Annotated in this window: 26 protein-coding genes; 7 read left to right on the top strand and 19 right to left on the bottom strand. The window is 58.5% G+C overall.

Annotated elements, in window-relative coordinates; translation table 11 throughout:
* Positions 1 to 136: 136 nt before the first annotated feature.
* From ACQRBT_RS26870 to ACQRBT_RS26855, 4 genes are read left to right on the top strand one after another with little or no spacing between them, the layout of a single operon-like run.
* Entirely contained in the window at positions 137 to 1,063 is a 927-nt protein-coding gene (locus ACQRBT_RS26870; protein ID WP_412047440.1) for a DUF72 domain-containing protein, read from the top strand.
* Positions 1,060 to 1,836, top strand: a complete 777-nt coding sequence (locus ACQRBT_RS26865) for an endonuclease/exonuclease/phosphatase family protein (protein ID WP_412047441.1) — start codon at positions 1,060 to 1,062, stop codon at positions 1,834 to 1,836. The genes ACQRBT_RS26870 and ACQRBT_RS26865 overlap by 4 nt, the downstream gene beginning before the upstream one ends.
* Positions 1,833 to 3,095 (top strand): cardiolipin synthase ClsB, encoded by a 1,263-nt coding sequence (gene clsB / locus ACQRBT_RS26860; protein ID WP_412047442.1) that lies wholly within the window; start codon positions 1,833 to 1,835, stop codon positions 3,093 to 3,095. Before ACQRBT_RS26865 ends, clsB begins: the two co-directional genes overlap by 4 nt.
* The gene (locus ACQRBT_RS26855) at positions 3,085 to 4,041 is read left to right on the top strand and encodes a lysylphosphatidylglycerol synthase domain-containing protein (RefSeq protein WP_060755276.1); all 957 of its coding nucleotides are present in this window, start codon (positions 3,085 to 3,087) and stop codon (positions 4,039 to 4,041) included. Before clsB ends, ACQRBT_RS26855 begins: the two co-directional genes overlap by 11 nt.
* Positions 4,042 to 4,046: 5 nt before the next feature.
* Here ACQRBT_RS26855 and ACQRBT_RS26850 read toward each other — a convergent pair whose 3' ends face one another.
* Together ACQRBT_RS26850 and ACQRBT_RS26845 are read right to left on the bottom strand one after the other, a co-directional pair.
* Positions 4,047 to 4,802: an alpha/beta hydrolase family protein gene (locus ACQRBT_RS26850; protein ID WP_060755277.1), complete on the bottom strand. Its 756-nt coding sequence runs from the start codon at positions 4,800 to 4,802 to the stop codon at positions 4,047 to 4,049.
* The gene (locus tag ACQRBT_RS26845) at positions 4,792 to 5,901 is read right to left on the bottom strand and encodes a DUF3182 family protein (RefSeq protein WP_412047443.1); all 1,110 of its coding nucleotides are present in this window, start codon (positions 5,899 to 5,901) and stop codon (positions 4,792 to 4,794) included. The genes ACQRBT_RS26850 and ACQRBT_RS26845 overlap by 11 nt, the downstream gene beginning before the upstream one ends.
* A gap of 207 nt (positions 5,902 to 6,108) precedes the next feature.
* Here ACQRBT_RS26845 and ACQRBT_RS26840 point away from each other — a divergent pair, with 207 nt between their 5' ends.
* Complete coding sequence (locus ACQRBT_RS26840; RefSeq protein WP_412047444.1) at positions 6,109 to 6,672, top strand: cysteine hydrolase family protein; 564 nt, start codon at positions 6,109 to 6,111, stop codon at positions 6,670 to 6,672.
* Between the two features lie 21 nt (positions 6,673 to 6,693).
* Here ACQRBT_RS26840 and tam read toward each other — a convergent pair whose 3' ends face one another.
* Positions 6,694 to 7,455 (bottom strand): trans-aconitate 2-methyltransferase, encoded by a 762-nt coding sequence (gene tam, locus ACQRBT_RS26835; RefSeq protein WP_412047445.1) that lies wholly within the window; start codon positions 7,453 to 7,455, stop codon positions 6,694 to 6,696.
* Positions 7,456 to 7,556: 101 nt separating this feature from the next.
* Between tam and ACQRBT_RS26830 the strand changes: the two genes are divergently transcribed.
* Entirely contained in the window at positions 7,557 to 8,465 is a 909-nt protein-coding gene (locus ACQRBT_RS26830) for a LysR family transcriptional regulator (protein ID WP_174554018.1), read from the top strand.
* 70 nt (positions 8,466 to 8,535) lie between these two features.
* On the opposite strand, the gene ACQRBT_RS26825 is transcribed toward ACQRBT_RS26830, so the two are convergent.
* Together ACQRBT_RS26825 and ACQRBT_RS26820 are read right to left on the bottom strand one after the other, a co-directional pair.
* On the bottom strand, positions 8,536 to 9,051 hold the full coding sequence (locus tag ACQRBT_RS26825; protein WP_003232445.1) for a single-stranded DNA-binding protein: 516 nt from the start codon (positions 9,049 to 9,051) through the stop codon (positions 8,536 to 8,538).
* A gap of 9 nt (positions 9,052 to 9,060) precedes the next feature.
* Complete coding sequence (locus ACQRBT_RS26820; RefSeq protein WP_060755282.1) at positions 9,061 to 10,455, bottom strand: MFS transporter; 1,395 nt, start codon at positions 10,453 to 10,455, stop codon at positions 9,061 to 9,063.
* A 178-nt stretch (positions 10,456 to 10,633) separates the two neighbouring features.
* On the opposite strand from ACQRBT_RS26820, the gene uvrA reads away from it, so the two are divergent.
* Positions 10,634 to 13,468, top strand: coding sequence for an excinuclease ABC subunit UvrA (gene uvrA, locus ACQRBT_RS26815; RefSeq protein WP_244385000.1), 2,835 nt, complete (start codon positions 10,634 to 10,636; stop codon positions 13,466 to 13,468).
* Positions 13,469 to 13,534: 66 nt separating this feature from the next.
* On the opposite strand, the gene bfr is transcribed toward uvrA, so the two are convergent.
* The 14 genes from bfr to rplF all read right to left on the bottom strand — a co-directional run bounded on the left by bfr (position 13,535) and on the right by rplF (position 22,327).
* Entirely contained in the window at positions 13,535 to 13,999 is a 465-nt protein-coding gene (bfr, locus tag ACQRBT_RS26810) for a bacterioferritin (protein WP_015886133.1), read from the bottom strand.
* 155 nt (positions 14,000 to 14,154) lie between these two features.
* Complete coding sequence (locus ACQRBT_RS26805) at positions 14,155 to 15,603, bottom strand: catalase (protein ID WP_060755284.1); 1,449 nt, start codon at positions 15,601 to 15,603, stop codon at positions 14,155 to 14,157.
* A 235-nt stretch (positions 15,604 to 15,838) separates the two neighbouring features.
* Complete coding sequence (rplQ, locus tag ACQRBT_RS26800; RefSeq protein ID WP_003176402.1) at positions 15,839 to 16,225, bottom strand: 50S ribosomal protein L17; 387 nt, start codon at positions 16,223 to 16,225, stop codon at positions 15,839 to 15,841.
* Between the two features lie 41 nt (positions 16,226 to 16,266).
* Positions 16,267 to 17,268, bottom strand: coding sequence for a DNA-directed RNA polymerase subunit alpha (locus tag ACQRBT_RS26795; RefSeq protein ID WP_003176403.1), 1,002 nt, complete (start codon positions 17,266 to 17,268; stop codon positions 16,267 to 16,269).
* Between the two features lie 22 nt (positions 17,269 to 17,290).
* Positions 17,291 to 17,911, bottom strand: a complete 621-nt coding sequence (gene rpsD, locus ACQRBT_RS26790; protein WP_003176404.1) for a 30S ribosomal protein S4 — start codon at positions 17,909 to 17,911, stop codon at positions 17,291 to 17,293.
* A gap of 18 nt (positions 17,912 to 17,929) precedes the next feature.
* Positions 17,930 to 18,319, bottom strand: a complete 390-nt coding sequence (rpsK, locus tag ACQRBT_RS26785) for a 30S ribosomal protein S11 (protein ID WP_002555466.1) — start codon at positions 18,317 to 18,319, stop codon at positions 17,930 to 17,932.
* Positions 18,320 to 18,349: 30 nt separating this feature from the next.
* The gene (gene rpsM / locus ACQRBT_RS26780) at positions 18,350 to 18,706 is read right to left on the bottom strand and encodes a 30S ribosomal protein S13 (protein ID WP_003194635.1); all 357 of its coding nucleotides are present in this window, start codon (positions 18,704 to 18,706) and stop codon (positions 18,350 to 18,352) included.
* A 129-nt stretch (positions 18,707 to 18,835) separates the two neighbouring features.
* Entirely contained in the window at positions 18,836 to 18,952 is a 117-nt protein-coding gene (gene rpmJ / locus ACQRBT_RS26775) for a 50S ribosomal protein L36 (RefSeq protein WP_002555468.1), read from the bottom strand.
* A gap of 27 nt (positions 18,953 to 18,979) precedes the next feature.
* Positions 18,980 to 20,308, bottom strand: coding sequence for a preprotein translocase subunit SecY (gene secY, locus ACQRBT_RS26770; RefSeq protein WP_016969470.1), 1,329 nt, complete (start codon positions 20,306 to 20,308; stop codon positions 18,980 to 18,982).
* Positions 20,309 to 20,746, bottom strand: coding sequence for a 50S ribosomal protein L15 (gene rplO, locus ACQRBT_RS26765; protein WP_060755285.1), 438 nt, complete (start codon positions 20,744 to 20,746; stop codon positions 20,309 to 20,311). It lies immediately after the preceding gene.
* A 3-nt stretch (positions 20,747 to 20,749) separates the two neighbouring features.
* Complete coding sequence (gene rpmD, locus ACQRBT_RS26760; protein WP_003176408.1) at positions 20,750 to 20,926, bottom strand: 50S ribosomal protein L30; 177 nt, start codon at positions 20,924 to 20,926, stop codon at positions 20,750 to 20,752.
* A gap of 2 nt (positions 20,927 to 20,928) precedes the next feature.
* Positions 20,929 to 21,429 carry a 30S ribosomal protein S5 gene (rpsE, locus tag ACQRBT_RS26755; RefSeq protein WP_003176409.1) on the bottom strand — a complete coding sequence of 167 codons (501 nt, stop codon included), beginning with the start codon at positions 21,427 to 21,429 and terminating at the stop codon, positions 20,929 to 20,931.
* A gap of 3 nt (positions 21,430 to 21,432) precedes the next feature.
* Positions 21,433 to 21,783: a 50S ribosomal protein L18 gene (gene rplR, locus ACQRBT_RS26750; protein WP_003186037.1), complete on the bottom strand. Its 351-nt coding sequence runs from the start codon at positions 21,781 to 21,783 to the stop codon at positions 21,433 to 21,435.
* 10 nt (positions 21,784 to 21,793) lie between these two features.
* Positions 21,794 to 22,327: a 50S ribosomal protein L6 gene (gene rplF / locus ACQRBT_RS26745; RefSeq protein ID WP_003176412.1), complete on the bottom strand. Its 534-nt coding sequence runs from the start codon at positions 22,325 to 22,327 to the stop codon at positions 21,794 to 21,796.

Genomic DNA, 22,327 nt, shown 5'->3' with positions numbered 1-22,327 from the left:
GCAAACGCCAGGGGGGAGCGGGCTTGCTCGCTCCCTCCTGGGTATGTGCCGTCTGTAGGAACGGGGAAACTTTCCGCCGAGTCTCTCAGTCATCCCTGAACAGCGGTCAACCGACCCATCATTCACGGGAGCAACCATGGCGGCGATACACATCGGCATTTCCGGCTGGCGCTACAAGCCTTGGCGCGGGGATTTCTACCCCGAGGGGCTGACCCAGAAACGTGAGTTGCAGTTTGCGTCACGCGCCGTCAACAGCATCGAAATCAACGGCTCGTTCTACGCGCTGCAAACTCCCAAGCGCTACGCCGAGTGGTATGCGCAGACGCCTGAAGACTTCCAGTTCAGCGTCAAGGCGCCGCGCTATATCACGCATATCCTGCGCCTGCGCGAGGTGCACAAGGCGATGGCCAATTTCTTCGCCTCAGGTGTACTGGAGCTGAAAGAAAAGCTTGGGCCGATCCTCTGGCAGTTCCCGCCCAGCTTCCAGTTCGACCCGCCACTGTTCGAAGCCTTCCTGGCCGAATTACCCACCAATACCCAACAAGCCGCCGCCCTCGCCCGCCAGCATGAGCCGCGCCTGAATGGCAAGGCAAGCATGCAACCCCATGGCAAGCGAGCGTTGCGCCATGCCGTGGAGATTCGCCATAAAAGCTTTGCGGTACCGGAATTCGTGCAGATGCTGGCAACACACGGCGTGGCACTGGTGGTCGCAGACACCGCCGGCAAGTGGCCCTATCTCGAAGACGTCACCGCCAATTTCCTTTACCTGCGCTTGCACGGCGACAAAAAGCTGTACGCCAGCGGCTACAGCGACGAAGCCCTCAAGCGTTGGGGCGATCGTATCGAGTGCTGGGCGCAGGGCAAGCAACCGGCGGATGCGCATCTGGTCGCCCCGCAACGCAAGCCCCGCGCCCTTAAACAGCGCGAGGTCTTCTGCTATTTCGACAATGACATCAAGGTGCGTGCGCCCTTTGATGCACGCCAATTGCTGCAGCGTTTCGGGCTGGACAAACACCTGGCGACAACGCCCGGCACATTGCCGGAGCCGGGGGTGTTGCCATGACCCAAGTGGAGCTGGTCCCTACCCCACCCACCACGGCTATCACGCATTTCACGGTGCTGACGGTGAATATCCACAAGGGCTTCACCGCGCTGAATCGACGCTTCATCCTGCCCGAGCTGCGTGAAGCGGTGCGCAGCGTCGGCGCCGATATGGTGTTCCTGCAGGAGATCCACGGCACGCACGAACGCCACCCCCAGCGCTACAGCGACTGGCCGAATATGCCGCAGTACGAGTTCCTCGCCGACAGCATCTGGCCGCAGTTCGCTTACGGGCGCAATGCGGTCTACCCCCATGGCGATCACGGCAACGCGCTGTTGTCGAAATTCCAGATCGTGCGCTACGACAACCTCGATATCTCGCAAAGCGGGCATGAAAACCGTGGCCTGCTGCATTGCGTGCTGCGCTTGCCGGGCACCGGGCAGGAAGTGCACGCGATCTGCATTCATTTAGGTTTGCGTGAGGTGCATCGCCAGCAGCAATTGCGCTTGCTGGAGCAGCGCATCAGCGAGATTCCCGCCACGGCGCCGTTGGTGGTGGCCGGCGATTTCAACGACTGGCGCCAGAAGGCCGACCTGAGCCAGAGCGGCCTTCAGGAAGTCTTCGTGCAAGCCCTGGGCAAGCCGGCGCGCACATTTCCTGCACGCCTGCCTTTGCTGGCATTGGACCGAATTTACGTGCGCAATTTGAAGGTGCATAACCCCAGGGTACTGACGACACGGCCGTGGTCCCATCTGTCGGACCATGTACCGCTGTCGGTGGAGATCGAACTATGACCGTTGCCGTAGAGCATATTTCCACTGACCAGCCGCCAGACGAAGCCAAGGCCCGCGACCTGGATTACGGCTGGCAGAGCGGTAACCAGGTCGAGTTGCTGGAGAACGGCGAGGCGTACTTTCCACGGGTCTTCGATGCCTTGCGTAACGCCCGACGGGAGATCCTGCTGGAGACCTTCATCCTCTTCGAAGACAAGGTCGGCCATGAGCTCAAGGCCGTGCTGATCGAGGCCGCGAAACGCGGAGTGAAGGTCGTGGCCAGCCTGGATGGGTTTGGTTGCGGCGAGCTGAGCCCGGCGTTTCTGGGGGAACTGGCCGAAGCCGGAGTGGTGGTGCAGATGTTCGACCCGGCGGCCAAGACGCTGGGCATTCGCACCAATTGGTTTCGTCGCCTGCACCGCAAGATTGTGGTGGTGGATGCCGAAGTCGCGTTCATCGGCGGCATCAATTTCTCTGCCGATCACTTGGGTGATTATGGCCCCGAGGCCAAGCAGGATTATGCGCTGCGCATTATCGGGCCGGCGGTGGCGGACCTGCATCATTTCGCGCTTGCGCAAAGTGGCCGCCAGGTACGCACGCGCCGCGGCTGGCGGCGGCGCCAGCAGAGGCCGTCGCTATGGAACACCGAAAACGGCGATGGCCAGGTGCGCCTGATTTACCGCGATAACGTGCAGCACCGCGATGACATCGAAGAAGCCTACATCCACGCCTTGAGCCAGGCACAACAACGCGTGGTGATCGCCAACGCCTACTTTTTCCCCGGCTATCGCCTGTTGCGCGAAATCCGCAATGCCGCGCGCCGGGGCGTGCACGTGCAACTGATCATGCAGGGCCAGCCTGACGTGTTGTTGGCCAAACTGGCGGCGCGCACGCTCTATGGTTATCTGCTCAAGGACGGCGTGGTGATTCACGAGTACTGCGAGCGCCCGCTGCACGGCAAGGTGGCGCTGGTGGATGACGACTGGAGCACCGTGGGTTCAAGCAATCTGGACCCGTTGAGCCTGGCGTTGAACCTGGAAGCCAATGTGCTGATCCGCGATCGTGCATTCAATCAGCATCTGTATGAGCGCCTGGAAAACCTGGCCAACAACCATTGCCGCACCCTGCCGGAAAACCGCAAGCAGCGCCTGTGGCTATGGCGTTTGACCGTCGGGTTCCTGGTGTTTCATGTGATGCGGCATTTCCCGGCGCTGGCAGGCCGGTTGCCGAAGCACAAGCCTCGACTCGAACCTTTTGAGGTCCAGCACCATGACATCTGATGCCCAAGGTTCGCGGTTCAAGCGCTGGAAAAAACCGCTGACCATCGCCTTCTTCCTGTTGCTGATCGTGCTGTTCACCTTGCTCGCACGGCGTATCGATTGGAGCGAAGTGATCCAGACCCTTGGCGATTTCAAGGTGCGCACACTGGTGATCGCCAGCGCGCTGACGCTGTGCAGTTTTTTGGTGTACGCCAGCTTCGACCTGATCGGCCGCACCTATATTCGCCAGCCCCTGGTGTGGAAGCAGATTTTGCCGGTGGGCATCATCAGCTACGCGTTCAACCTCAACCTGAGCGCCTGGGTTGGCGGTATCGCCATGCGTTACCGGCTGTATTCGCGGCTGGGGGTCAGCACCGCCAATATCGCCAAGATTCTCGGCCTCAGCCTGGCGACCAACTGGTTCGGCTACATGGCGATAGCCGGGGTGATTTTCAGCAGCGGGCTGGTCAGCATGCCGCCCGGCTGGAAAGTCAGCAGCGCTGCGCTGCAAGGCATTGGTGCTGTGTTGGTGCTGGTCAGCCTTGGGTATCTGCTGGCCTGCCGGTATTCGAAAAAACGCGCCTGGACGATTCGCGGCATGGAAATCAACCTGCCGTCCCTGCGCATGGCGTGCTTGCAGTTGATGTTGGGGGCGCTGAACTGGTCGCTGATGGCCGCAGTGATCTTCACCCTGCTACCGGCCAAACTGGACTACCCACTGGTGCTGGGCGTGCTGCTGATCAGCGCGATTGCCGGGGTGCTCACCCATATACCGGCCGGGCTGGGCGTACTGGAAGCGGTGTTCATTGCGCTGATGCAGCATGAGGCGTCACGGGGCAGCTTGCTGGCGGGGTTGATCGCCTATCGGGCCATCTACTTTATTGTGCCGCTGTTGATCGCGCTGATGATGTACCTCGGCGTGGAAGCCAAGGCCAAGGCGCTCAGGGTCAAGAAGACACCCGCATGAACGCTCTACCGGGCCTGGATGATACTCAACCGTTCGCCCACCACCATCTCGGTGACCCAGTCCACCAGGATTGAGGTGTAGGCCTGCTGGGACACCGGATCGCTGAGGGAATGGTCGGCCCCATCGATGATGCGATGCGTCAGGGAATGCGTGTGCTGGCACGCCGCCCGGTAGCTCATGATCGTCGCGTGGGGCACATGGTCATCGGTTTCCGATTCGACAATCAGTACATCCCCGGTAAACACGGAACACGCGTGCAAGGCGCGATTGGTCTCGGCGTGAACCAGCGTACTGCGGTAATCCATCAGGTCGGCCTTATCCAGATCGCGTTTGGGCTTGAGCCATTCCTGGTCGCGGTACAGCGCAGGCACGCGCAACGCCAGCCAGCGCACGGGGCGCAACGAGGTGAGTATCGCCGCGAGGTAGCCGCCGTAGCTGGTGCCCACCACGGCCACGGCCGAGGTATCGATTGCCGGGTGCGCCAGTAACCGATCGTAGGCCGCCAGCAGGTCGCGCAGGTTGTCTTCACGAGTCACTCGCGCCAATGGAATGCCACTACCGGCGTGGCCGCGCAGGTCGAAGGTCAGGCACACGCACCCCAGGCCGGCAATGCCTTTGGCGCGTTCAAGGTCGCGCTCCTGGCTACCGCCCCAGCCGTGCACAAACAATACCCCGGGTACTTTGGACTTGGGGCTCAGGAACGTAGCGCTCATCTGTTCGTCGTCAATGTCGATCGCAATGCTTTCGCTTCTAGCCGTCATAAGTTTTAACCGTCACGTACTTGAGAAGAAATTCGCTGTTTTGCGCCGGGCCGCGATACACCTCGATGGCGTCGGCGGGCAGCGGTTGGTCCTCGTAGGTTTCCACTGAGGACACACGGATCGCACGCAGGCCGGGATCGTTGATAAACGTTTGCAGGGCGGCGACTTCCGCACTGCTGGCCCCGCCCATGCGCCAGGATTGTTCAAGCACGCCACTGCGACGCTGGCCGTCGTTGTCCAGGCCCTGGGCGATGTCGTAGTTGCGCCGTGAAGCATAAAAACCGGGGTACGCTTCATCGGCCGCCGTGTCGAAAACCCTGGCTTGTATGATGGCTTCGCGCACGTCATCGGACAGTTCGAGCTGCAACAGGTCGTCGTAGCCTCCCGGTACCACCAGCAGGTTGGAGCCGCCGTAGACGTCTTCGCCCTGCCCGTCTGTGGTCAGGTATTGCTCGCCGCAGTAGCTCAACACGTGACCGGCGATAAAACTCTGCCCCACGCTGTGGGTGACCACATCGTGCAGGTCCTGCTCCAGCACCATGCCTTCACTGAAACGTTGCGCGGCGTCGGGCCGTGCCAGCACCGCGTCAAGTTCATCCACGCTGTGGATAACTTCCTGGCCACGCCCCGCGCAGGCATGCACGGGTTTCATGCGAATGGGCCCGCTGTAGAGCAGACGAGTGGCCGCAGGTCGTGCGTCTTCCTGGGCAAAAACGCTCAAGCCGTCCAATACGACGGTTCGCACACGCTCGCAGAACAGCGTTGACCAACCTTCGGGGGTCTTGGCTTGCGGGCTGAGCACACCATGACTGATGGCTTTGGTGCAGATGAAATCGTGATCGACGTAGCCGCCCCACAGGTCTTCCGGGCCATGGACATTGAGTGCGCGTGCCTGGGCCTGGCCCACCAGGGTTTGTGTGGGTAAAAGGTACAAGGCTCGTCCGGCATGCAACTCGGGGTCGTAGCTGCCACCGAATCTGAGCCCCAGAATCTGCGCCAGCCAGCGTGCCAGGGCACGGTTGGTTTCCACCTCGTGCAACGGCGCACCCCCGCGTGTGGAGTGAGCGACTACCAGCCTCTTGCGTTGAATCGGGGTCATGCGTCCCCCTTGGCCATCCCGCCATGTATGTGGGGATAAGGTTGCAGGGATCACGCCAAGGCGCGCTGAAAAAGGACGTTTGTGAAATCAAGCAGTTGCAAAGAAAGCGATGGCAGTTAGCCTGTTTTATTCTGCACGACGCCGCTTTAAGGTGGTGGCGTTCTGCACGATTCTGCGCAGCCCATCATCCATCGCGAGGCAACACACATGGTCAAGCAAGCACTCATCCTGATCGATATCCAGAATGACTATTTCCCCCAGGGTAAGTGGCCGCTTGACGGCGTGGAGACTGCGGCGGACAAGGCCGCACAGGTACTGCAGGCGTTTCGCCAGAAAGGCGATGCGGTGATCCATGTACGTCATGAGTTCACCTCCGACGACGCTCCGTTCTTCACGCCGGGCTCCGAGGGTGCCCACCTGCACAGCAAAGTGCTGAATGAGGGCAACGAGCCGGTGGTACTCAAACACTTTGTGAACGCCTTTCGCCAGACTGACCTGCGCACCCTGCTGGAACAGCGCAGCATCACCGAACTGGTGGTGGTCGGCAGCATGAGCCATATGTGCATCGACGGCGTGGTACGGGCTGCCGCAGACCTGGGGTACAAGGTCACAGTGATTCATGACGCCTGTGCGACACGGGACCTGGAGTTCAACGGCCAACTGATTCCAGCGGCGCAGGTGCATGGGGCCTACATGGCGTCGCTGGCATTTGGTTATGCCGCCGTGATGTCGGCGGATGAGTACCTGGAGGCGCAAGCGGCGGCGGTGTGACCACCACTTGGCGTGGTTGCGTCAGCGGGTTGCGATAATGAACAGGCGCGGAAACGGCAGCAGCACGGTGCCATCGCCCAGGGCTGGGTAAGCCTGGGTAATCCGCGCCGTGTATTGCTGGAGGAAGTCAGCCCTTTCATCCTCGCTCAAAGGCGCGAGGAACGGCCTGAGGGCAGAGCCCTTGAACCATTCCACCACTGCGGCGTGATCCGCCAATGGGTGCTGGTAGGTGGTGCGCCATACATCCACTGTGCTGCAATGTTTGCTCAGCAATTCGTAGTAGTAGCTCGCGGTGTGGCGTTCATTGTGTTTGACCGCGCCGATCTTGGCGGACCACGGGCCATCTGCCGCCACTTCGCGGGCAAGCCGGTGGGCGGGTTCATCGAGGTTGTCCGGTGTTTGCACCGCCAGCGTGCCACCGGGCGTCAGTTGCCGGACCAGATGCGGGTAAAGCGTGGCGTGGTCGGGCAGCCATTGCAGGGACGCGTTAGCCAAAATCACATCGAAGGTTTGCGCAGGTTTCCAATCACCGATATCCGCCCGTTCGAAGTTCAGCGCGGGCAGCCGTTGACGGGCGTCCGCCAGCATGTCTTCGGAGTTGTCCATACCGGTAATGCGAGCCTGCGGGTAGCGCTCGGTCAACACTTCAGTGGAGTTGCCAGGGCCACAACCCAGGTCGACGGCATTGTGCACTTGGGTATTGGGAATAGCCGCGACGAGATCGCGCACCGGACGTGTGCGCTGTTGTTCGAACATCGTGTATTGCTTGGCTGACCAGGTCATCGCGGCTTTCCTTCTTTTTGAGGTTGGCCACAGCCTAAATCTTGTGAGCCATGAGAACAAATGCCAGGATTGAAGCCCTCCCATACCTGGAAAGTATCCCAATGTTGGAACTGCGCCAGCTCAAAGCCTTCGTCGCTATCGCTGAAGAAGGCTATATCACCCGCGCCGCCGAACGCCTGGGCATGCAACAGCCACCCTTGACGCGGATGCTGCAAAGCCTTGAAGCCCAGCTGGGGGTGAGCTTGATGGAGCGCTTGCCGCGTGGCGTGCGCCCCACCACTGCCGGCCTGGCCTTGTTGGATGAGGCGCGGGAAATACTGGCCCAGGCAGAGGGGCTGGCCGACGTCGTGCGCCGTGCCGCGCGAGGTGAACGTGGCCGCCTGGCGATCGGATTTACCAGTTCGGCCGCCCTGCACCCGTTTGTACCCAGTGTATTGCGGCTGTTTCGCGAAACCTTTGTCGGCGTCTCGGTGGTGCTGGAGGAAGCGGGCACCGGCGAACTACTGGATGCGTTGGTGCACGAGAAACTCGACGCGGCGTTTATCCGCTCGCCGCTCAGCGGGACGCAGTCGCTGCAGGACGAGCCGATTCTGGTAGAGCCTATGCTGCTGGCGCTGCCGACGGACCACCCCTTGGCAATCGATCCAGCCTCGCCCCTGCCGTTGGCGGCATTGGCGACCGAGTCCTTCGTGCTGTATCGCCGTCGCGTGGGGTTGGGGTTGTATGACGCGATCCTGGTGGCCTGCCGTGAAGCGGGGTTCAGCCCGCAGGTGGTCCAGGAAGCACCGCGCATGACCGCGACCTTGAGCCTGGTGGCGGCGGGACTCGGAGTGTCGATTGTACCGGCGTCGATGCAGCGACTGCGGGGCGACGGCATCGTCTATCGGGAGTTGACGGAGTGCCAGAGCCTGGTGGCGCCGTTGCACTTGGCAACGCGGATCGGTGACGGTTCGGCGGTCTTGCGCCGGTTCAAGGAGATGGTGGTGACAGCGGCGTCGACGGAGGCGTGATCAGCGGCAATAAAAAACCCCCGGGGGGGTTTAGCCATCGGGGGTTTTGTGTGCTTGGGGTCTTCAGACCTTAGAACGGGATATCGTCATCAAAGCTGTCGAAATCCGGAGCCGGCTGCGGTGCGGCCTGTTGTGGCGCCGGGCGCGACTCACGCTGTGGCTGCTGGCTTGGCTGCGGACGCGACTGCTGTGGGCGCGGCGCCGAGTTGGACATGCCGCCTTGGCCCTGTTGGTCGCCCTGTGGACGGCCGCCCAGCAGTTGCATGGTGCCTTGCATGTCGACCACGATTTCGGTGGTGTAACGCTTGATGCCGTCTTTTTCCCACTCGCGGGTTTGCAGTTTGCCTTCGATGTAGACCTGCGAACCTTTGCGCAGGTACTCACCGGCGATCTCTGCCACCTTGCCGAACATCGACACACGGTGCCATTCGGTTTTCTCGACCTTCTGGCCGGTCTGCTTGTCGGTCCACTGTTCGCTGGTCGCCAGACTCAGGTTGGTCACGGCATTACCGTTAGGCAAGTAGCGAACTTCGGGATCCTGGCCGCATGTACCGACCAATATGACTTTGTTAACCCCACGGGCCATAACGTTCTCCTAGGCTGGGCGCGCTGTCGGCACTGGGTTGACCAGTTGCTCGAGCGTCGCGCGATCCAATAATTCGGTGTCCAATTTGATGTAGATGGCGGCTTCTTCAGCAACAACCACGGCATCGGTAACCCCAGTGACGGCCTTGAGGCGCTCAACCAGACCGGCTTCGCGGATCGCTTCTGGCGATAACGGCAAACGCAGGCTCGTCACATAGGGAGGTTCGCGCATGGTAACAGCAAAGGCCAGCCAGAGGGCAGCCAGACCTGCGCATCCCAGGAACACAACCGACAAACCGCCATGCTGGAACATCCAGCCACCCATGATGCCGCCCAGCGCAGAGCCAAGGAATTGGCTGGTGGAATACACCCCCATCGCCGTGCCCTTGCCGCCGGCCGGTGAAACTTTACTGATCAGCGAAGGCAACGAGGCTTCCAGCAGGTTGAACGCGGTGAAGAACACCACCGTACCGATCACCAGCGCCCGCAGGCTGTCGCCGAACTCCCAGAAGAATAGCTCAGTGAGCATCAGGGTCGTGACGGCGCCGAGTAAAACTCGTTTCATTTTGCGTTTCTTCTCGCCGTAGATGATGAACGGGATCATGGCGAAGAACGAAATCAACAGCGCGGTGAGGTAGACCCACCAGTGCTGCTCCTTGGGCAGGCCGGCTTTTTCGACCAGGGCCAGGGGCAGCGCGACGAAGCTGCACATCAGCATGGCGTGTAATACGAAGATACCTAAATCGAGGCGCAGCAGGTCCGGATGCTTGAGCGTCGGCAACAGCGCCTTGCGTGCGACACCCGATTCACGGTGCTGCAACGTGCCGGTGGACCGCGGCACCATGAACGCCACGATCACGATCCCGAACAACGCCATGCCGCCGGTGGCGAGGAACAACCCGTGCAGGCCGAACGCGCGGGTCAGCAGCGGGCCGACCACCATGGCCACCGCAAACGACAGGCCGATGGTCATGCCAATCATGGCCATGGCCTTGGTGCGATGTTGTTCGCGGGTCAGGTCCGAGAGCAAGGCCATGACGGCAGCGGAAATGGCTCCGGCGCCTTGCAGGATGCGTCCGGCGATCACGCCCCAGATGGAATCGGACTGGGCCGCGAGCACACTGCCGAGGGCGAATACGATCAGCCCGAGGTAGATCACCGGGCGGCGGCCAATGCGGTCGGAAATGATCCCGAATGGAATCTGGAAAATCGCCTGGGTCAAGCCATAGGCGCCAATTGCCAGGCCGATCAAGGCCGGGGTCGCTCCTGCGAGATCCATTCCATAGGTCGCCAGCACCGGCAACACCATAAACATGCCAAGCATACGGAAGGCGAACACTAGGGCCAGACCGCTTGCCGCTCGGGTCTCGCCGCTACTCATGCGTTCGCTGTGGGGATCGTGCATGGAAAAACCTCGTGTGAACCGGCGGCGATTCTACCAGTCCCATCGATTGAGAGGGTATATGCGGCGCTTTGCCGCGCAGCTTTCATGTAAGACTGCACCCGGCACTTTGACAGTGTATATTCATCCAGTCTTTAGCCGTATACTCCTGCATAATTTACGCCCGCCGTGCGAGGCCATCTTGGACAAGATCCTGATTCGTGGGGCTAGAACCCACAACCTGAAGAACATCGACCTGACCCTGCCGCGGGACAAACTGATCGTCATCACCGGCTTGTCCGGGTCCGGCAAATCGTCCCTGGCGTTCGACACGCTGTATGCCGAAGGCCAGCGGCGTTATGTGGAATCGCTTTCGGCGTATGCCCGGCAGTTCCTGTCCATGATGGAAAAACCCGACGTCGACACCATTGAAGGCCTGTCGCCGGCGATTTCCATCGAGCAGAAGTCGACCTCCCACAACCCGCGCTCCACCGTGGGCACCATCACCGAAATCTACGACTACCTGCGTTTGCTTTACGCACGGGTGGGCATCCCGCGTTGCCCGGACCACGATATTCCCCTGGAAGCCCAGACTGTCAGCCAGATGGTCGACCTGGTATTGGCCCAGCCGGAAGGCGCAAAGCTGATGCTGCTGGCGCCGGTGATTCGTGAGCGCAAGGGTGAACACCTTTCCGTCTTCGAGGAACTGCGTGCCCAGGGTTTCGTGCGTGCGCGCATCAACGGCAAGCTTTATGAACTGGACGAGGCGCCGAAGCTCGATAAGCAGAAGAAGCACTCCATTGATGTAGTGGTCGACCGCTTCAAGGTGCGCGCGGATCTGCAACAGCGCCTGGCGGAATCGTTCGAGACCGCATTGAAGTTGGCGGATGGCATTGCCCTGGTGGCGCCAATGGACGACGAGCCGGGCGAAGAGATCATCTTTTCTGCGCGCTTCGCCTGCCCGATCTGTGGCCATGCCATCAGCGAACTGGAACCCAAGCTGTTCTCCTTCAACAACCCCGCTGGCGCCTGCCCGACCTGTGATGGCCTGGGGGTGAAGCAATTCTTCGATATCAAGCGCCTGGTCAACGGCGAACTGACCTTGGCGGAAGGGGCGATACGCGGCTGGGACAGGCGTAACGTCTATTACTTCCAGATGCTGGGGTCGCTGGCGTCGCATTATAAATTCAGCCTGGAAGTGCCGTTCAACCAGCTATCGGCGGAGCAGCAGAAAGTCATCCTCCATGGCAGTGGCTCACAGAACGTCGACTTCAAATACCTGAATGACCGCGGCGATATCGTCAAACGCTCTCACCCGTTCGAAGGCATCGTGCCGAACCTGGAGCGTCGTTATCGCGAGACCGAGTCGGCCAGCGTGCGCGAAGAACTGGCGAAATTCCTCAGCACTCAACCCTGCCCGGATTGCCGGGGTACTCGCCTGCGTCGTGAGGCGCGGCATGTGTGGGTCGGTGAGAAGACCTTGCCGGCGGTGACCAGCCTGCCGATCGGTGACGCCTGTGAGTACTTTGGTGTGCTTAAGCTGACGGGGCGTCGTGGGGAAATTGCCGACAAGATCCTCAAGGAAATTCGCGAACGCTTGCAGTTCCTGGTCAACGTTGGCCTGGACTACCTCTCGCTGGACCGTAGTGCCGATACCTTGTCTGGCGGTGAAGCCCAGCGGATTCGCCTGGCCAGCCAGATTGGTGCCGGCCTGGTGGGCGTGCTGTACATCCTCGATGAGCCGTCGATCGGCTTGCACCAGCGCGACAACGATCGCCTGCTGGGCACGTTGAAACACCTGCGCGATATCGGCAACACGGTGATTGTGGTCGAGCACGATGAAGATGCAATCCGCCTGGCGGACTACGTCGTCGACATTGGCCCGGGCGCAGGTGTGCACGGTGGGCATATTGTCGCCGAGGGCACGCCTGCCGAAGTCATGGACCACCCGGACTCGTTGACCGGCAAGTACCTGTCCGGCCGCGTGAAGATCGAGGTTCCGGCCAAGCGTACACCGCGCAACAAGAAGCTGGCGCTGCACCTCAAAGGCGCACGGGGTAATAACCTGCGCAACGTCGACCTGGAGATTCCGCTGGGCCTGCTGACCTGCGTGACTGGTGTTTCCGGCTCGGGTAAATCGACCCTGATCAACAATACGCTGTTCCCCTTGAGTGCCACCGCCCTGAACGGCGCGACCACCCTGGAAGCGGCCGCGCACGACAGCATCAAGGGCCTTGAGCACCTGGACAAGGTGGTCGATATCGACCAAAGCCCGATTGGCCGCACGCCGCGCTCCAACCCAGCGACCTACACCGGGTTGTTCACGCCCATTCGCGAGCTGTTTGCGGGCGTCCCGGAATCCCGCTCACGCGGCTACGGGCCTGGCCGATTCTCGTTCAACGTCAAGGGCGGGCGCTGTGAAGCGTGCCAGGGCGATGGCTTGATCAAGGTCGAAATGCACTTCCTGCCGGACATCTATGTGCCGTGCGACGTGTGCAAGAGCAAGCGCTATAACCGCGAAACCCTGGAGATCAAGTACAAGGGCAAGAGCATTCATGAAACCCTGGAGATGACGATCGAGGAGGCGCGGGAGTTCTTTGACGCGGTTCCGGCATTGGCGCGCAAGCTTCAGACGCTGATGGATGTGGGCCTGTCGTACATCAAGCTGGGGCAATCGGCGACTACCTTGTCCGGCGGTGAAGCGCAGCGGGTGAAGTTGTCTCGCGAGCTGTCCAAGCGCGATACGGGCAAAACCCTGTATATCCTCGATGAGCCGACCACGGGTCTGCACTTCGCGGATATCCAACAACTGCTCGATGTGTTGCACCGTCTACGCGACCACGGCAATACCGTTGTGGTAATCGAACACAACCTCGACGTGATCAAGACAGCCGACTGGCTGGTAGACCTGGGGCCGGAAGGCGGCTCCAAGGGTGGCCAGATCATTGCAGTGGGCACACCGGAGCAGGTTTCCGAAATGCCGCAGTCACATACGGGCTACTACTTGAAGCCGTTGTTGGCGCGCGACAAGGCCTGATTTATCGGCACAATGAAAAAGCCCCTGCCACGGCAACGTGACAGGGGCTTTTTCATGGCCGGTGAATCAGAACTGCGATTGCAGGTAATTCTCCAGGCCTACCAACTTGATCAGGCCCAACTGCTTTTCCAGCCAGTAGGTGTGGTCTTCTTCGGTGTCATTCAACTGCACCCGCAGGATCTCGCGGGTGACATAGTCGTTGTGCTGCTCACAGAGCTCGATGCCCTTGCATAGCGCAGCACGTACCTTGTATTCGAGACGAAGGTCGGCGGCGAGCATATCCGGCACCGTGGTACCCACATCCAGATCGTCGGGACGCATGCGCGGCGTGCCTTCGAGCATCAGGATACGGCGCATCAGTGCGTCGGCGTGCTGTGCCTCTTCTTCCATTTCGTGGTTGATACGCTCATAGAGCTCGGTAAAGCCCCAGTCTTCGTACATGCGCGAATGGATGAAATATTGGTCACGAGCTGCCAGTTCGCCCGTCAGCAACGTGTTGAGGTAATCGATTACGTCGGGGTGACCTTGCATCGCCCTACATCTCCCTGCTTGAAAGTTTGTAGTTTGAACCATGATGACTCGAAGGTCACGGGACTAACGGCAGAAAAGTGAAGATATTCCGAGAAAAGTAGCTGAAATAACGCAAAAACCGCCCAAATGAGGGCGGTTCTGCTTATCGTTTAGAGTCAGTTAAGCGATACACCCAGTGCCTTTGCGATTGCTTCTCCATAAGCAGGATCTGCCTTGTAGAAGTGCTGCAGTTGACGCTGGACCACATCGCTGGAAACGCCACCCATCGCACCGGCGATATTGTTGGTGAGCAATGCTTTCTGCTCATCGTTCATCAGGCGGAACAGCGCACCGGCGTGGCTGTAGTAATCCGTGTCTTCACGGTGATCGTAACGGTCAGCCGCACCACTCAATGCCAAAGCCGGCTCCGCGTACTGAGGGGCTTGTTTCGGCGCATCGGCGTAGCTGTTTGGCTCGTAGTTGGGCGTTGCGCCGCCGTTGCTGCCAAAAGCCATTGAGCCATCGCGCTGGTAGCTATTAACCGGGCTGCGTGGAGCATTCACCGGCAATTGCTGGTGGTTGGTTCCAACGCGGTAGCGGTGGGCATCAGCGTAGGCAAACACGCGACCTTGCAGCATACGGTCTGGCGACAAACCAACGCCTGGCACCATATTGCTTGGGCCGAATGCGGCTTGTTCCACTTCAGCGAAGTAGTTTTGCGGGTTGCGATTCAGTTCCAGTTCGCCGACTTCGATCAGCGGGAATTCCTTCTGCGACCAGGTTTTAGTCACATCGAACGGGTTCTCATAGTGAGCGTTGGCCTGGGCCTCGGTCATGATCTGGATGCAGACACGCCATTTTGGGAAGTCTCCACGCTCGATCGCACCGAACAGATCACGCTGGGCGTAATCAGGGTCGGTACCTGCCAAGCGAGCCGCCTCGGCCGGCGCCAGGTTCTTGATGCCCTGCCGGGTCTTGTAATGCCATTTGACCCAGTGACGTTCGCCCTTGGCATTGATCAGACTGTAGGTGTGGCTACCAAAACCGTGCATGTGACGGTAGCCGTCAGGAATACCACGATCCGAAAACAGGATGGTGACCTGGTGCAGCGCCTCAGGAGAGTGCGACCAGAAGTCCCACATCATTTGTGCGCTTTTCAGGTTGCTTTGCGGCAAACGCTTTTGGGTATGGATGAAGTCCGGGAACTTCAGCGGGTCACGGATGAAGAACACCGGAGTGTTGTTACCCACAATGTCCCAGTTGCCTTCTTCGGTGTAGAACTTCAGGGCGAAGCCCCGTGGATCGCGCTCGGTATCAGCCGAACCACGCTCACCCCCTACGGTGGAAAACCGCAAGAAGGTGGGGGTCTGCTTGCCCACGGACTCGAACAGTTTGGCACTGGTGTATTGGGTGATGTCTTTGGTAACGGTGAAGGTGCCATAAGCGCCCGAGCCCTTGGCGTGCACACGACGCTCAGGAATGTTTTCGCGGTTGAAGTGAGCGAGCTTCTCGATCAGATGAAAATCATCAAGCAGCAACGGGCCACGCGGGCCTGCGGAACGGGAATTCTGGTTATCCGCGACGGGGGCGCCGCTGGCGGTAGTAAGGATTTTGTTCTGGCTCATATTCAATTTCCTCAGGTCGGACTTGGAACTGCTGGCTAATCGGCTTGGTGGAAGTATTGACCATCAATATGACGTCTACAAATTCATTAAATCGTAAGCATCAATAGAAAATTACTAACAACCTCCCCAGCCCTATAGTGCCAAGAGCCACCTGTGGAAACTTGTATCCAACGCGCTTTTTACACGCACAAAAAAACCGGGCACTAGGCCCGGTTTTTTATTACAGCTTGTCGTCTTACTCGGCGCTTACAGCTTCGCCAGCAGTAGCACGATCAACCAACTCGACGTACGCCATAGGCGCGTTGTCGCCAGCGCGGAAACCGCACTTGAGGATGCGCAGGTAGCCACCCTCACGGGTAGCGTAACGCTTGCCCAGGTCGTTGAAGAGCTTACCAACGATAGCTTTCGAACGAGTACGGTCGAAAGCCAGACGGCGGTTAGCCAGGCTGTCTGTCTTGGCCAAAGTGATCAGCGGCTCAGCAACGCGACGCAGTTCTTTAGCTTTCGGCAGTGTAGTTTTGATCAGCTCGTGCTCGAACAGCGACACCGCCATGTTTTGGAACATGGCCTTGCGGTGCGAGCTGGTACGGCTCAGGTGACGACCACTTTTACGATGACGCATGGTTCATTCCTTACCAAACTCACGTTCGGTGATTACGACGATCAGGCAGTCGCCTTGTCGTCCTTCTTAAGACTTGCAGGCGGCCAGTTGTCGAGGCGCATGCCGAGGGACAGACCGCGGGAGGCCAGAACGTCCTTGATTTCAGTCAAGGATTTCTTGCCCAGGTTCGGAGTCTTCAACAGTTCTACTTCGGTACGCTGAATCAGGTCGCCGATGTAGTAAATGTTTTCCGCCTTAAGGCAGTTAGCCGAACGTACAGTCAGTTCCAGATCGTCAACCGGGCGAAGCAGGATCGGATCGATCTCGTCTTCCTGCTCGATTACCACTGGTTCGCTGTCACCTTTGAGGTCGACGAACGCAGCCAACTGCTGTTGCAGAATGGTTGCAGCGCGGCGGATAGCCTCTTCCGGGTCCAGAGTACCGTTGGTTTCCAGATCAATAACCAGCTTGTCCAGGTTGGTACGCTGTTCGACACGGGCGTTTTCCACCACGTATGCGATACGGCGAACCGGGCTGAACGAAGAGTCAAGCTGCAAGCGACCAATGCTGCGGCTTTCATCTTCATCGCTCTGACGCGAGTCGGCCGGTTCATAACCACGACCACGAGCTACGGTGAGCTTCATGTTCAGGGCGCCGTTAGACGCCAGGTTAGCGATTACGTGATCGGGGTTAACGATCTCGACATCATGATCCAGCTGAATATCGGCAGCGGTAACCACCCCCGAACCCTTCTTCGACAAGGTCAGCGTAACTTCGTCACGGCCGTGCAGCTTGATAGCCAGACCTTTAAGGTTCAACAGGATTTCAATTACGTCTTCCTGTACACCTTCGATGGCGCTGTACTCGTGGAGCACACCGTCAATCTCGGCCTCGACTACTGCACAGCCGGGCATTGAGGACAACAGGATGCGGCGCAGCGCGTTGCCCAGGGTGTGGCCAAAACCACGCTCGAGAGGCTCGAGAGTGATCTTGGCGCGGGTTGGACTGACAACCTGCACATCAATGTGGCGGGGTGTCAGGAACTCATTTACCGAAATCTGCATGGATGCACCTATTTTCTAGCCCTTACTTGGAGTAGAGCTCGACAATCAGGCTTTCGTTGATGTCGGCGGACAGATCACTGCGAGCAGGAACGTTCTTGAAAACGCCCGACTTCTTCTCAGTGTCTACTTCTACCCATTCTACGCGGCCACGTTGGGCACACAGATCGAGAGCTTGGACAATGCGAAGCTGGTTTTTTGCTTTCTCGCGAACTGCGACCACGTCACCAGCACGAACCTGGTAGGACGGAACGTTTACGGTCTGACCGTTAACGCTGATCGACTTGTGCGATACCAGCTGACGGGATTCGGCACGAGTCGAACCAAAGCCCATACGGTATACAACGTTGTCCAGACGGCATTCGAGCAGTTGCAGCAGGTTTTCACCGGTTGCACCTTTCTTGCCAGCAGCTTCTTTGTAGTAGCCGCTGAACTGACGCTCGAGAACGCCGTAGATACGACGGACCTTCTGCTTTTCACGCAGTTGGGTGCCGTAGTCGGACTGGCGACCGCGGCGTTGGCCGTGGATACCAGGTGCTGCTTCAATGTTGCACTTCGATTCGATCGCGCGCACGCCGCTCTTCAGGAAGAGATCGGTGCCCTCGCGACGAGCGAGTTTGCATTTTGGACCAATGTAACGAGCCATTCTTTACAATCTCCTGGATTACACGCGGCGCTTCTTCGGCGGACGGCACCCGTTGTGCGGGATTGGCGTCACGTCGGTGATGCTGGCGATCTTATAGCCACAGCCGTTCAAAGCACGGACAGCGGACTCACGACCTGGACCTGGACCCTTGACGTTAACGTCGAGGTTTTTCAGGCCATATTCCAGCGCAGCTTGACCAGCACGTTCAGCAGCTACTTGAGCAGCGAACGGAGTGGACTTGCGGGAACCGCGGAAACCCGAACCACCAGAGGTAGCCCAAGAAAGCGCATTACCTTGACGGTCGGTGATGGTCACGATGGTGTTGTTAAAAGAAGCATGGATGTGGGCGATGCCATCAACCACTGTCTTTTTAACTTTTTTACGAGGACGAGCAGCAGGTTTTGCCATGATAATTTTCCTGTCGATTCGCTGGGGCGATTACTTGCGGATCGGCTTACGCGGACCTTTACGGGTACGCGCGTTAGTCTTGGTACGCTGACCGCGTACTGGAAGACCACGACGATGACGCAGACCGCGATAGCAACCGAGGTCCATCAAACGCTTGATTTTCATGTTGATTTCGCGACGCAGGTCACCTTCAGTGGTGAACTTCGCCACTTCGCCACGCAGCTGTTCAATCTGCTCGTCGCTCAGATCCTTGATCTTAGCGGCTGGGTTTACCCCAGCAACTGCGCAAATCTTCTGCGCAGTAGTGCGACCAACACCATAGATGTAGGTCAGCGAGATAACAGTGTGCTTGTTATCTGGAATGTTAACGCCTGCAATACGGGCCATTCAGTGGGACTCCAATTGACAGCTACCTACGCCCCGGAAGCCAAGAAATAGGGCGCGAGATAATATCGCTGTAATAACAAATAATCAACCCGGCAGCGCACTAGCTGCCGGGCTTCAAGCGGATCACACTCAGCCTTGGCGCTGTTTGTGACGCGGTTCCGCGCTGCAAATTACTCGAACAACACCTTCGCGGCGAATAATCTTGCAGTTACGGCACAGCTTTTTCACCGATGCACGAACTTTCATCACCAACTCCTCGAACCTTATGGGTACTCAGCGCAACATGCCGCTGCCGTAACCCTTCAGGTTGGCTTTCTTCATCAGGGATTCGTACTGGTGCGAAACGAGGTGCGATTGTACTTGGGACATGAAGTCCATCACAACCACGACCACGATCAGCAACGAGGTCCCGCCAAGGTAGAACGGAACGTTTGCTGCGACCACAAGGAACTGGGGCAACAGGCACACGGCCGTCATATATAGAGCACCGAACAGGGTCAAACGAGTCAGAACGCCATCAATGTAGCGTGCCGACTGCTCACCTGGACGGATGCCCGGAATAAAGGCACCGGACTTCTTCAGGTTTTCCGCTACGTCTTTCGGATTGAACATCAACGCCGTATAGAAGAAGCAGAAGAAAATAATCCCTGCACTAAACAGCAGAATATTCAACGGCTGACCAGGAGCGATCGACTGAGAAAGGTCCTGCAGCCAGCCCATATTTTCAGACTGACCAAACCAGGTACCCAACGAAGCCGGAAACAGCAAAATGCTGCTCGCGAAAATTGCCGGGATAACACCGGCCATATTCACTTTCAGCGGCAAGTGGCTGGTCTGCGCAGCAAAAACCTTACGGCCCTGCTGACGCTTGGCGTAGTGAACAGCGATACGACGCTGGCCACGCTCAATGAACACCACAAAACCGATAATCGCTACTGCCAGCAAACCGATGGCAACCAAGGCGAAGATATTGATATCACCCTGACGCGCAGACTCGAAAGACTGCCCAATTGCCCTCGGAAGACCGGCGACGATACCTGCGAAAATCAACATCGAGATACCGTTACCAACACCACGCTCAGTAATCTGCTCACCCAGCCACATCATGAACATCGCACCAGCCACAAAAGTGGATACCGCGACGAAATAGAAGCCAAAGTCACCAGTGAACGCAACGCCCTGCCCTGCCAGGCCAACGGACATGCCGATAGCTTGAACCAGGGCAAGGACGACAGTGCCGTAGCGGGTGTACTGGCTAATCTTGCGACGGCCAGCTTCACCTTCCTTCTTCAACTGCTCCAGCTGCGGGCTGACGGCGGTCATCAGTTGCATGATGATCGATGCCGAAATGTACGGCATGATCCCCAATGCAAAGATGCTCATCCGTTCCAGCGCGCCGCCGGAAAACATGTTGAACAAGCTAAGAATGGTCCCCTCATTCTGTCGAAACAGGTCTGCGAGTCGGTCCGGGTTGATACCTGGAACCGGGATGTGTGCGCCTATTCGGTAGACGATAATCGCCAGGAACAGAAAACGCAGACGTGCCCAAAGTTCAGACATACCGCCTTTGCCGAGCGCAGAGAGAGCACCTTGCTTAGCCATTTATTCCTCGAACTTGCCGCCAGCTGCTTCGATAGCCGAACGCGCACCTTTGGTGGCGCCGATTCCCTTGCCGATAGTGACAGCGCGAGCCACTTCACCGGACAGCATGATTTTCACACGCTGTACGTTGACGTTGATCACGTTGGCATCTTTCAGGGTCTGCAGAGTAACGATGTCGCCGTCCACTTTAGCCAGCTCGGACAGACGCACTTCTGCGCGGTCCATAGCTTTCAGGGATACGAAACCGAACTTAGGCAGGCGACGATGCAGCGGCTGTTGACCGCCTTCAAAGCCTGGAGCAATGGTGCCACCGGAACGGGAGGTCTGACCTTTGTGACCACGGCCACCAGTCTTACCCAAACCGCTACCGATACCACGGCCCGGACGATGCTTTTCGCGACGGGAACCCGGCGCTGGACTCAGATCATTGAGCTTCATCGATTAACCCTCTACACGCAGCATGTAGTAAGCCTTGTTGATCATCCCGCGATTCTCGGGAGTATCCTGGACTTCTACAGTGTGACCGATGCGACGCAGACCCAAACCTTTAACGCACAGTTTGTGGTTAGGGATGCGGCCGGTCATGCTTTTGATCAGCGTTACTTTAACGGTAGCCATGATCAGAAGATCTCCTTGACAGTCAGGCCACGCTTGGCAGCGATGGACTCAGGAGATTGCATAGCTTTCAAACCCTTGAAAGTGGCGTGAACCACGTTTACTGGGTTAGTCGAGCCATAGCACTTGGCCAGAACGTTCTGAACGCCAGCAACTTCGAGGACAGCACGCATAGCGCCGCCAGCGATGATACCGGTACCTTCAGAAGCAGGCTGCATGTACACCTTCGAAGCGCCATGGGCGGACTTCATTGCGTACTGCAGAGTGGTGCCGTTCAGATCAACTTGGATCATGTTGCGACGAGCAGCTTCCATTGCCTTCTGGATCGCAGCAGGCACTTCACGCGACTTGCCACGGCCGAAGCCAACACGCCCTTTACCATCACCTACCACGGTCAACGCGGTGAAAGTGAAGATACGGCCGCCTTTAACGGTTTTGGCTACGCGGTTAACTTGAACCAGCTTCTCAATGTAGCCTTCGTCGCGCTTTTGGTCGTTATTTGACATAACTTAGAACTCCAGCCCAGCTTCACGAGCAGCATCAGCCAGCGCTTTAACGCGGCCGTGGTACTTGAAGCCAGAGCGGTCGAAAGCCACTTGCGAGACGCCAGCGGCCTTAGCACGCGTAGCGACCAGCTGGCCAACCTTTGTGGCCGCGTCGATGTTGCCGGTGGCACCATCACGCAGTTCTTTATCCAAAGTCGAGGCGCTTGCCAGGACTTTGTTGCCGTCGGCCGAGATGACCTGGGCGTAGATGTGCTGCGACGAGCGGAACACGCAGAGACGCACGACTTCGAGTTCGTGCATTTTCAGGCGTGCTTTGCGAGCGCGACGCAGTCGAGTAACTTTTTTGTCGGTCATTTGCTATGCCCTACTTCTTCTTGGCTTCTTTACGACGGACGACTTCGTCCGCGTAGCGCACACCTTTGCCTTTGTACGGCTCTGGTGGACGGAAGTCGCGGATCTCAGCGGCCACTTGACCTACCAGCTGCTTATCGATGCCCTTGATCAGGATATCGGTCTGGCTAGGGGTCTCAGCGGTGATGCCTTCCGGCAGTTCGTAATCCACTGGGTGCGAGAAGCCAAGGGCCAGGTTCAAAACCGTGCCTTTTGCTTGCGCTTTGTAACCAACACCGACCAGCTGGAGCTTACGCTCGAAGCCTTGGCTTACGCCTTGGACCATGTTGTTTACCAACGCACGCGTGGTACCGGCCATTGCGCGAGTTTGTTGATCGCCATTGCGAGCGGCAAAACGCAGCTCACCGGCTTCTTCAACGATCTCAACGGACGAATGGATGTTCAGTTCAAGAGTACCCTTGGCACCCTTCACCGAAAGCTGTTGGCCTGCGAATTTGACTTCGACACCGGCTGGCAGCTTAACGGGGTTCTTAGCGACGCGAGACAT

Origin of the sequence: Pseudomonas sp. R19M (assembly GCF_050312585.1) — a bacterium.
Classification (GTDB): domain Bacteria; phylum Pseudomonadota; class Gammaproteobacteria; order Pseudomonadales; family Pseudomonadaceae; genus Aquipseudomonas; species Aquipseudomonas palleroniana.
This window is presented reverse-complemented; position numbering and strand designations above follow the sequence as displayed.

Excerpts from the sequence above, each read along its gene's own strand:
- ACQRBT_RS26870 (WP_412047440.1), top strand. The coding sequence starts at position 137 with ATGGCGGCGATACACATCGGCATTTCCGGCTGGCGCTACAAGCCTTGG.
- ACQRBT_RS26865 (WP_412047441.1), top strand. The coding sequence starts at position 1,060 with ATGACCCAAGTGGAGCTGGTCCCTACCCCACCCACCACGGCTATCACG.
- clsB (WP_412047442.1), top strand. The coding sequence starts at position 1,833 with ATGACCGTTGCCGTAGAGCATATTTCCACTGACCAGCCGCCAGACGAA.
- ACQRBT_RS26855 (WP_060755276.1), top strand. The coding sequence starts at position 3,085 with ATGACATCTGATGCCCAAGGTTCGCGGTTCAAGCGCTGGAAAAAACCG.
- ACQRBT_RS26850 (WP_060755277.1), bottom strand. The coding sequence starts at position 4,802 with ATGACGGCTAGAAGCGAAAGCATTGCGATCGACATTGACGACGAACAG.
- ACQRBT_RS26845 (WP_412047443.1), bottom strand. The coding sequence starts at position 5,901 with ATGACCCCGATTCAACGCAAGAGGCTGGTAGTCGCTCACTCCACACGC.
- ACQRBT_RS26840 (WP_412047444.1), top strand. The coding sequence starts at position 6,109 with ATGGTCAAGCAAGCACTCATCCTGATCGATATCCAGAATGACTATTTC.
- tam (WP_412047445.1), bottom strand. The coding sequence starts at position 7,455 with ATGACCTGGTCAGCCAAGCAATACACGATGTTCGAACAACAGCGCACA.
- ACQRBT_RS26830 (WP_174554018.1), top strand. The coding sequence starts at position 7,557 with ATGTTGGAACTGCGCCAGCTCAAAGCCTTCGTCGCTATCGCTGAAGAA.
- ACQRBT_RS26825 (WP_003232445.1), bottom strand. The coding sequence starts at position 9,051 with ATGGCCCGTGGGGTTAACAAAGTCATATTGGTCGGTACATGCGGCCAG.
- ACQRBT_RS26820 (WP_060755282.1), bottom strand. The coding sequence starts at position 10,455 with ATGCACGATCCCCACAGCGAACGCATGAGTAGCGGCGAGACCCGAGCG.
- bfr (WP_015886133.1), bottom strand. The coding sequence starts at position 13,999 with ATGCAAGGTCACCCCGACGTAATCGATTACCTCAACACGTTGCTGACG.
- ACQRBT_RS26805 (WP_060755284.1), bottom strand. The coding sequence starts at position 15,603 with ATGAGCCAGAACAAAATCCTTACTACCGCCAGCGGCGCCCCCGTCGCG.
- rplQ (WP_003176402.1), bottom strand. The coding sequence starts at position 16,225 with ATGCGTCATCGTAAAAGTGGTCGTCACCTGAGCCGTACCAGCTCGCAC.
- ACQRBT_RS26795 (WP_003176403.1), bottom strand. The coding sequence starts at position 17,268 with ATGCAGATTTCGGTAAATGAGTTCCTGACACCCCGCCACATTGATGTG.
- rpsD (WP_003176404.1), bottom strand. The coding sequence starts at position 17,911 with ATGGCTCGTTACATTGGTCCAAAATGCAAACTCGCTCGTCGCGAGGGC.
- rpsK (WP_002555466.1), bottom strand. The coding sequence starts at position 18,319 with ATGGCAAAACCTGCTGCTCGTCCTCGTAAAAAAGTTAAAAAGACAGTG.
- rpsM (WP_003194635.1), bottom strand. The coding sequence starts at position 18,706 with ATGGCCCGTATTGCAGGCGTTAACATTCCAGATAACAAGCACACTGTT.
- rpmJ (WP_002555468.1), bottom strand. The coding sequence starts at position 18,952 with ATGAAAGTTCGTGCATCGGTGAAAAAGCTGTGCCGTAACTGCAAGATT.
- secY (WP_016969470.1), bottom strand. The coding sequence starts at position 20,308 with ATGGCTAAGCAAGGTGCTCTCTCTGCGCTCGGCAAAGGCGGTATGTCT.
- rplO (WP_060755285.1), bottom strand. The coding sequence starts at position 20,746 with ATGAAGCTCAATGATCTGAGTCCAGCGCCGGGTTCCCGTCGCGAAAAG.
- rpmD (WP_003176408.1), bottom strand. The coding sequence starts at position 20,926 with ATGGCTACCGTTAAAGTAACGCTGATCAAAAGCATGACCGGCCGCATC.
- rpsE (WP_003176409.1), bottom strand. The coding sequence starts at position 21,429 with ATGTCAAATAACGACCAAAAGCGCGACGAAGGCTACATTGAGAAGCTG.
- rplR (WP_003186037.1), bottom strand. The coding sequence starts at position 21,783 with ATGACCGACAAAAAAGTTACTCGACTGCGTCGCGCTCGCAAAGCACGC.
- rplF (WP_003176412.1), bottom strand. The coding sequence starts at position 22,327 with ATGTCTCGCGTCGCTAAGAACCCCGTTAAGCTGCCAGCCGGTGTCGAA.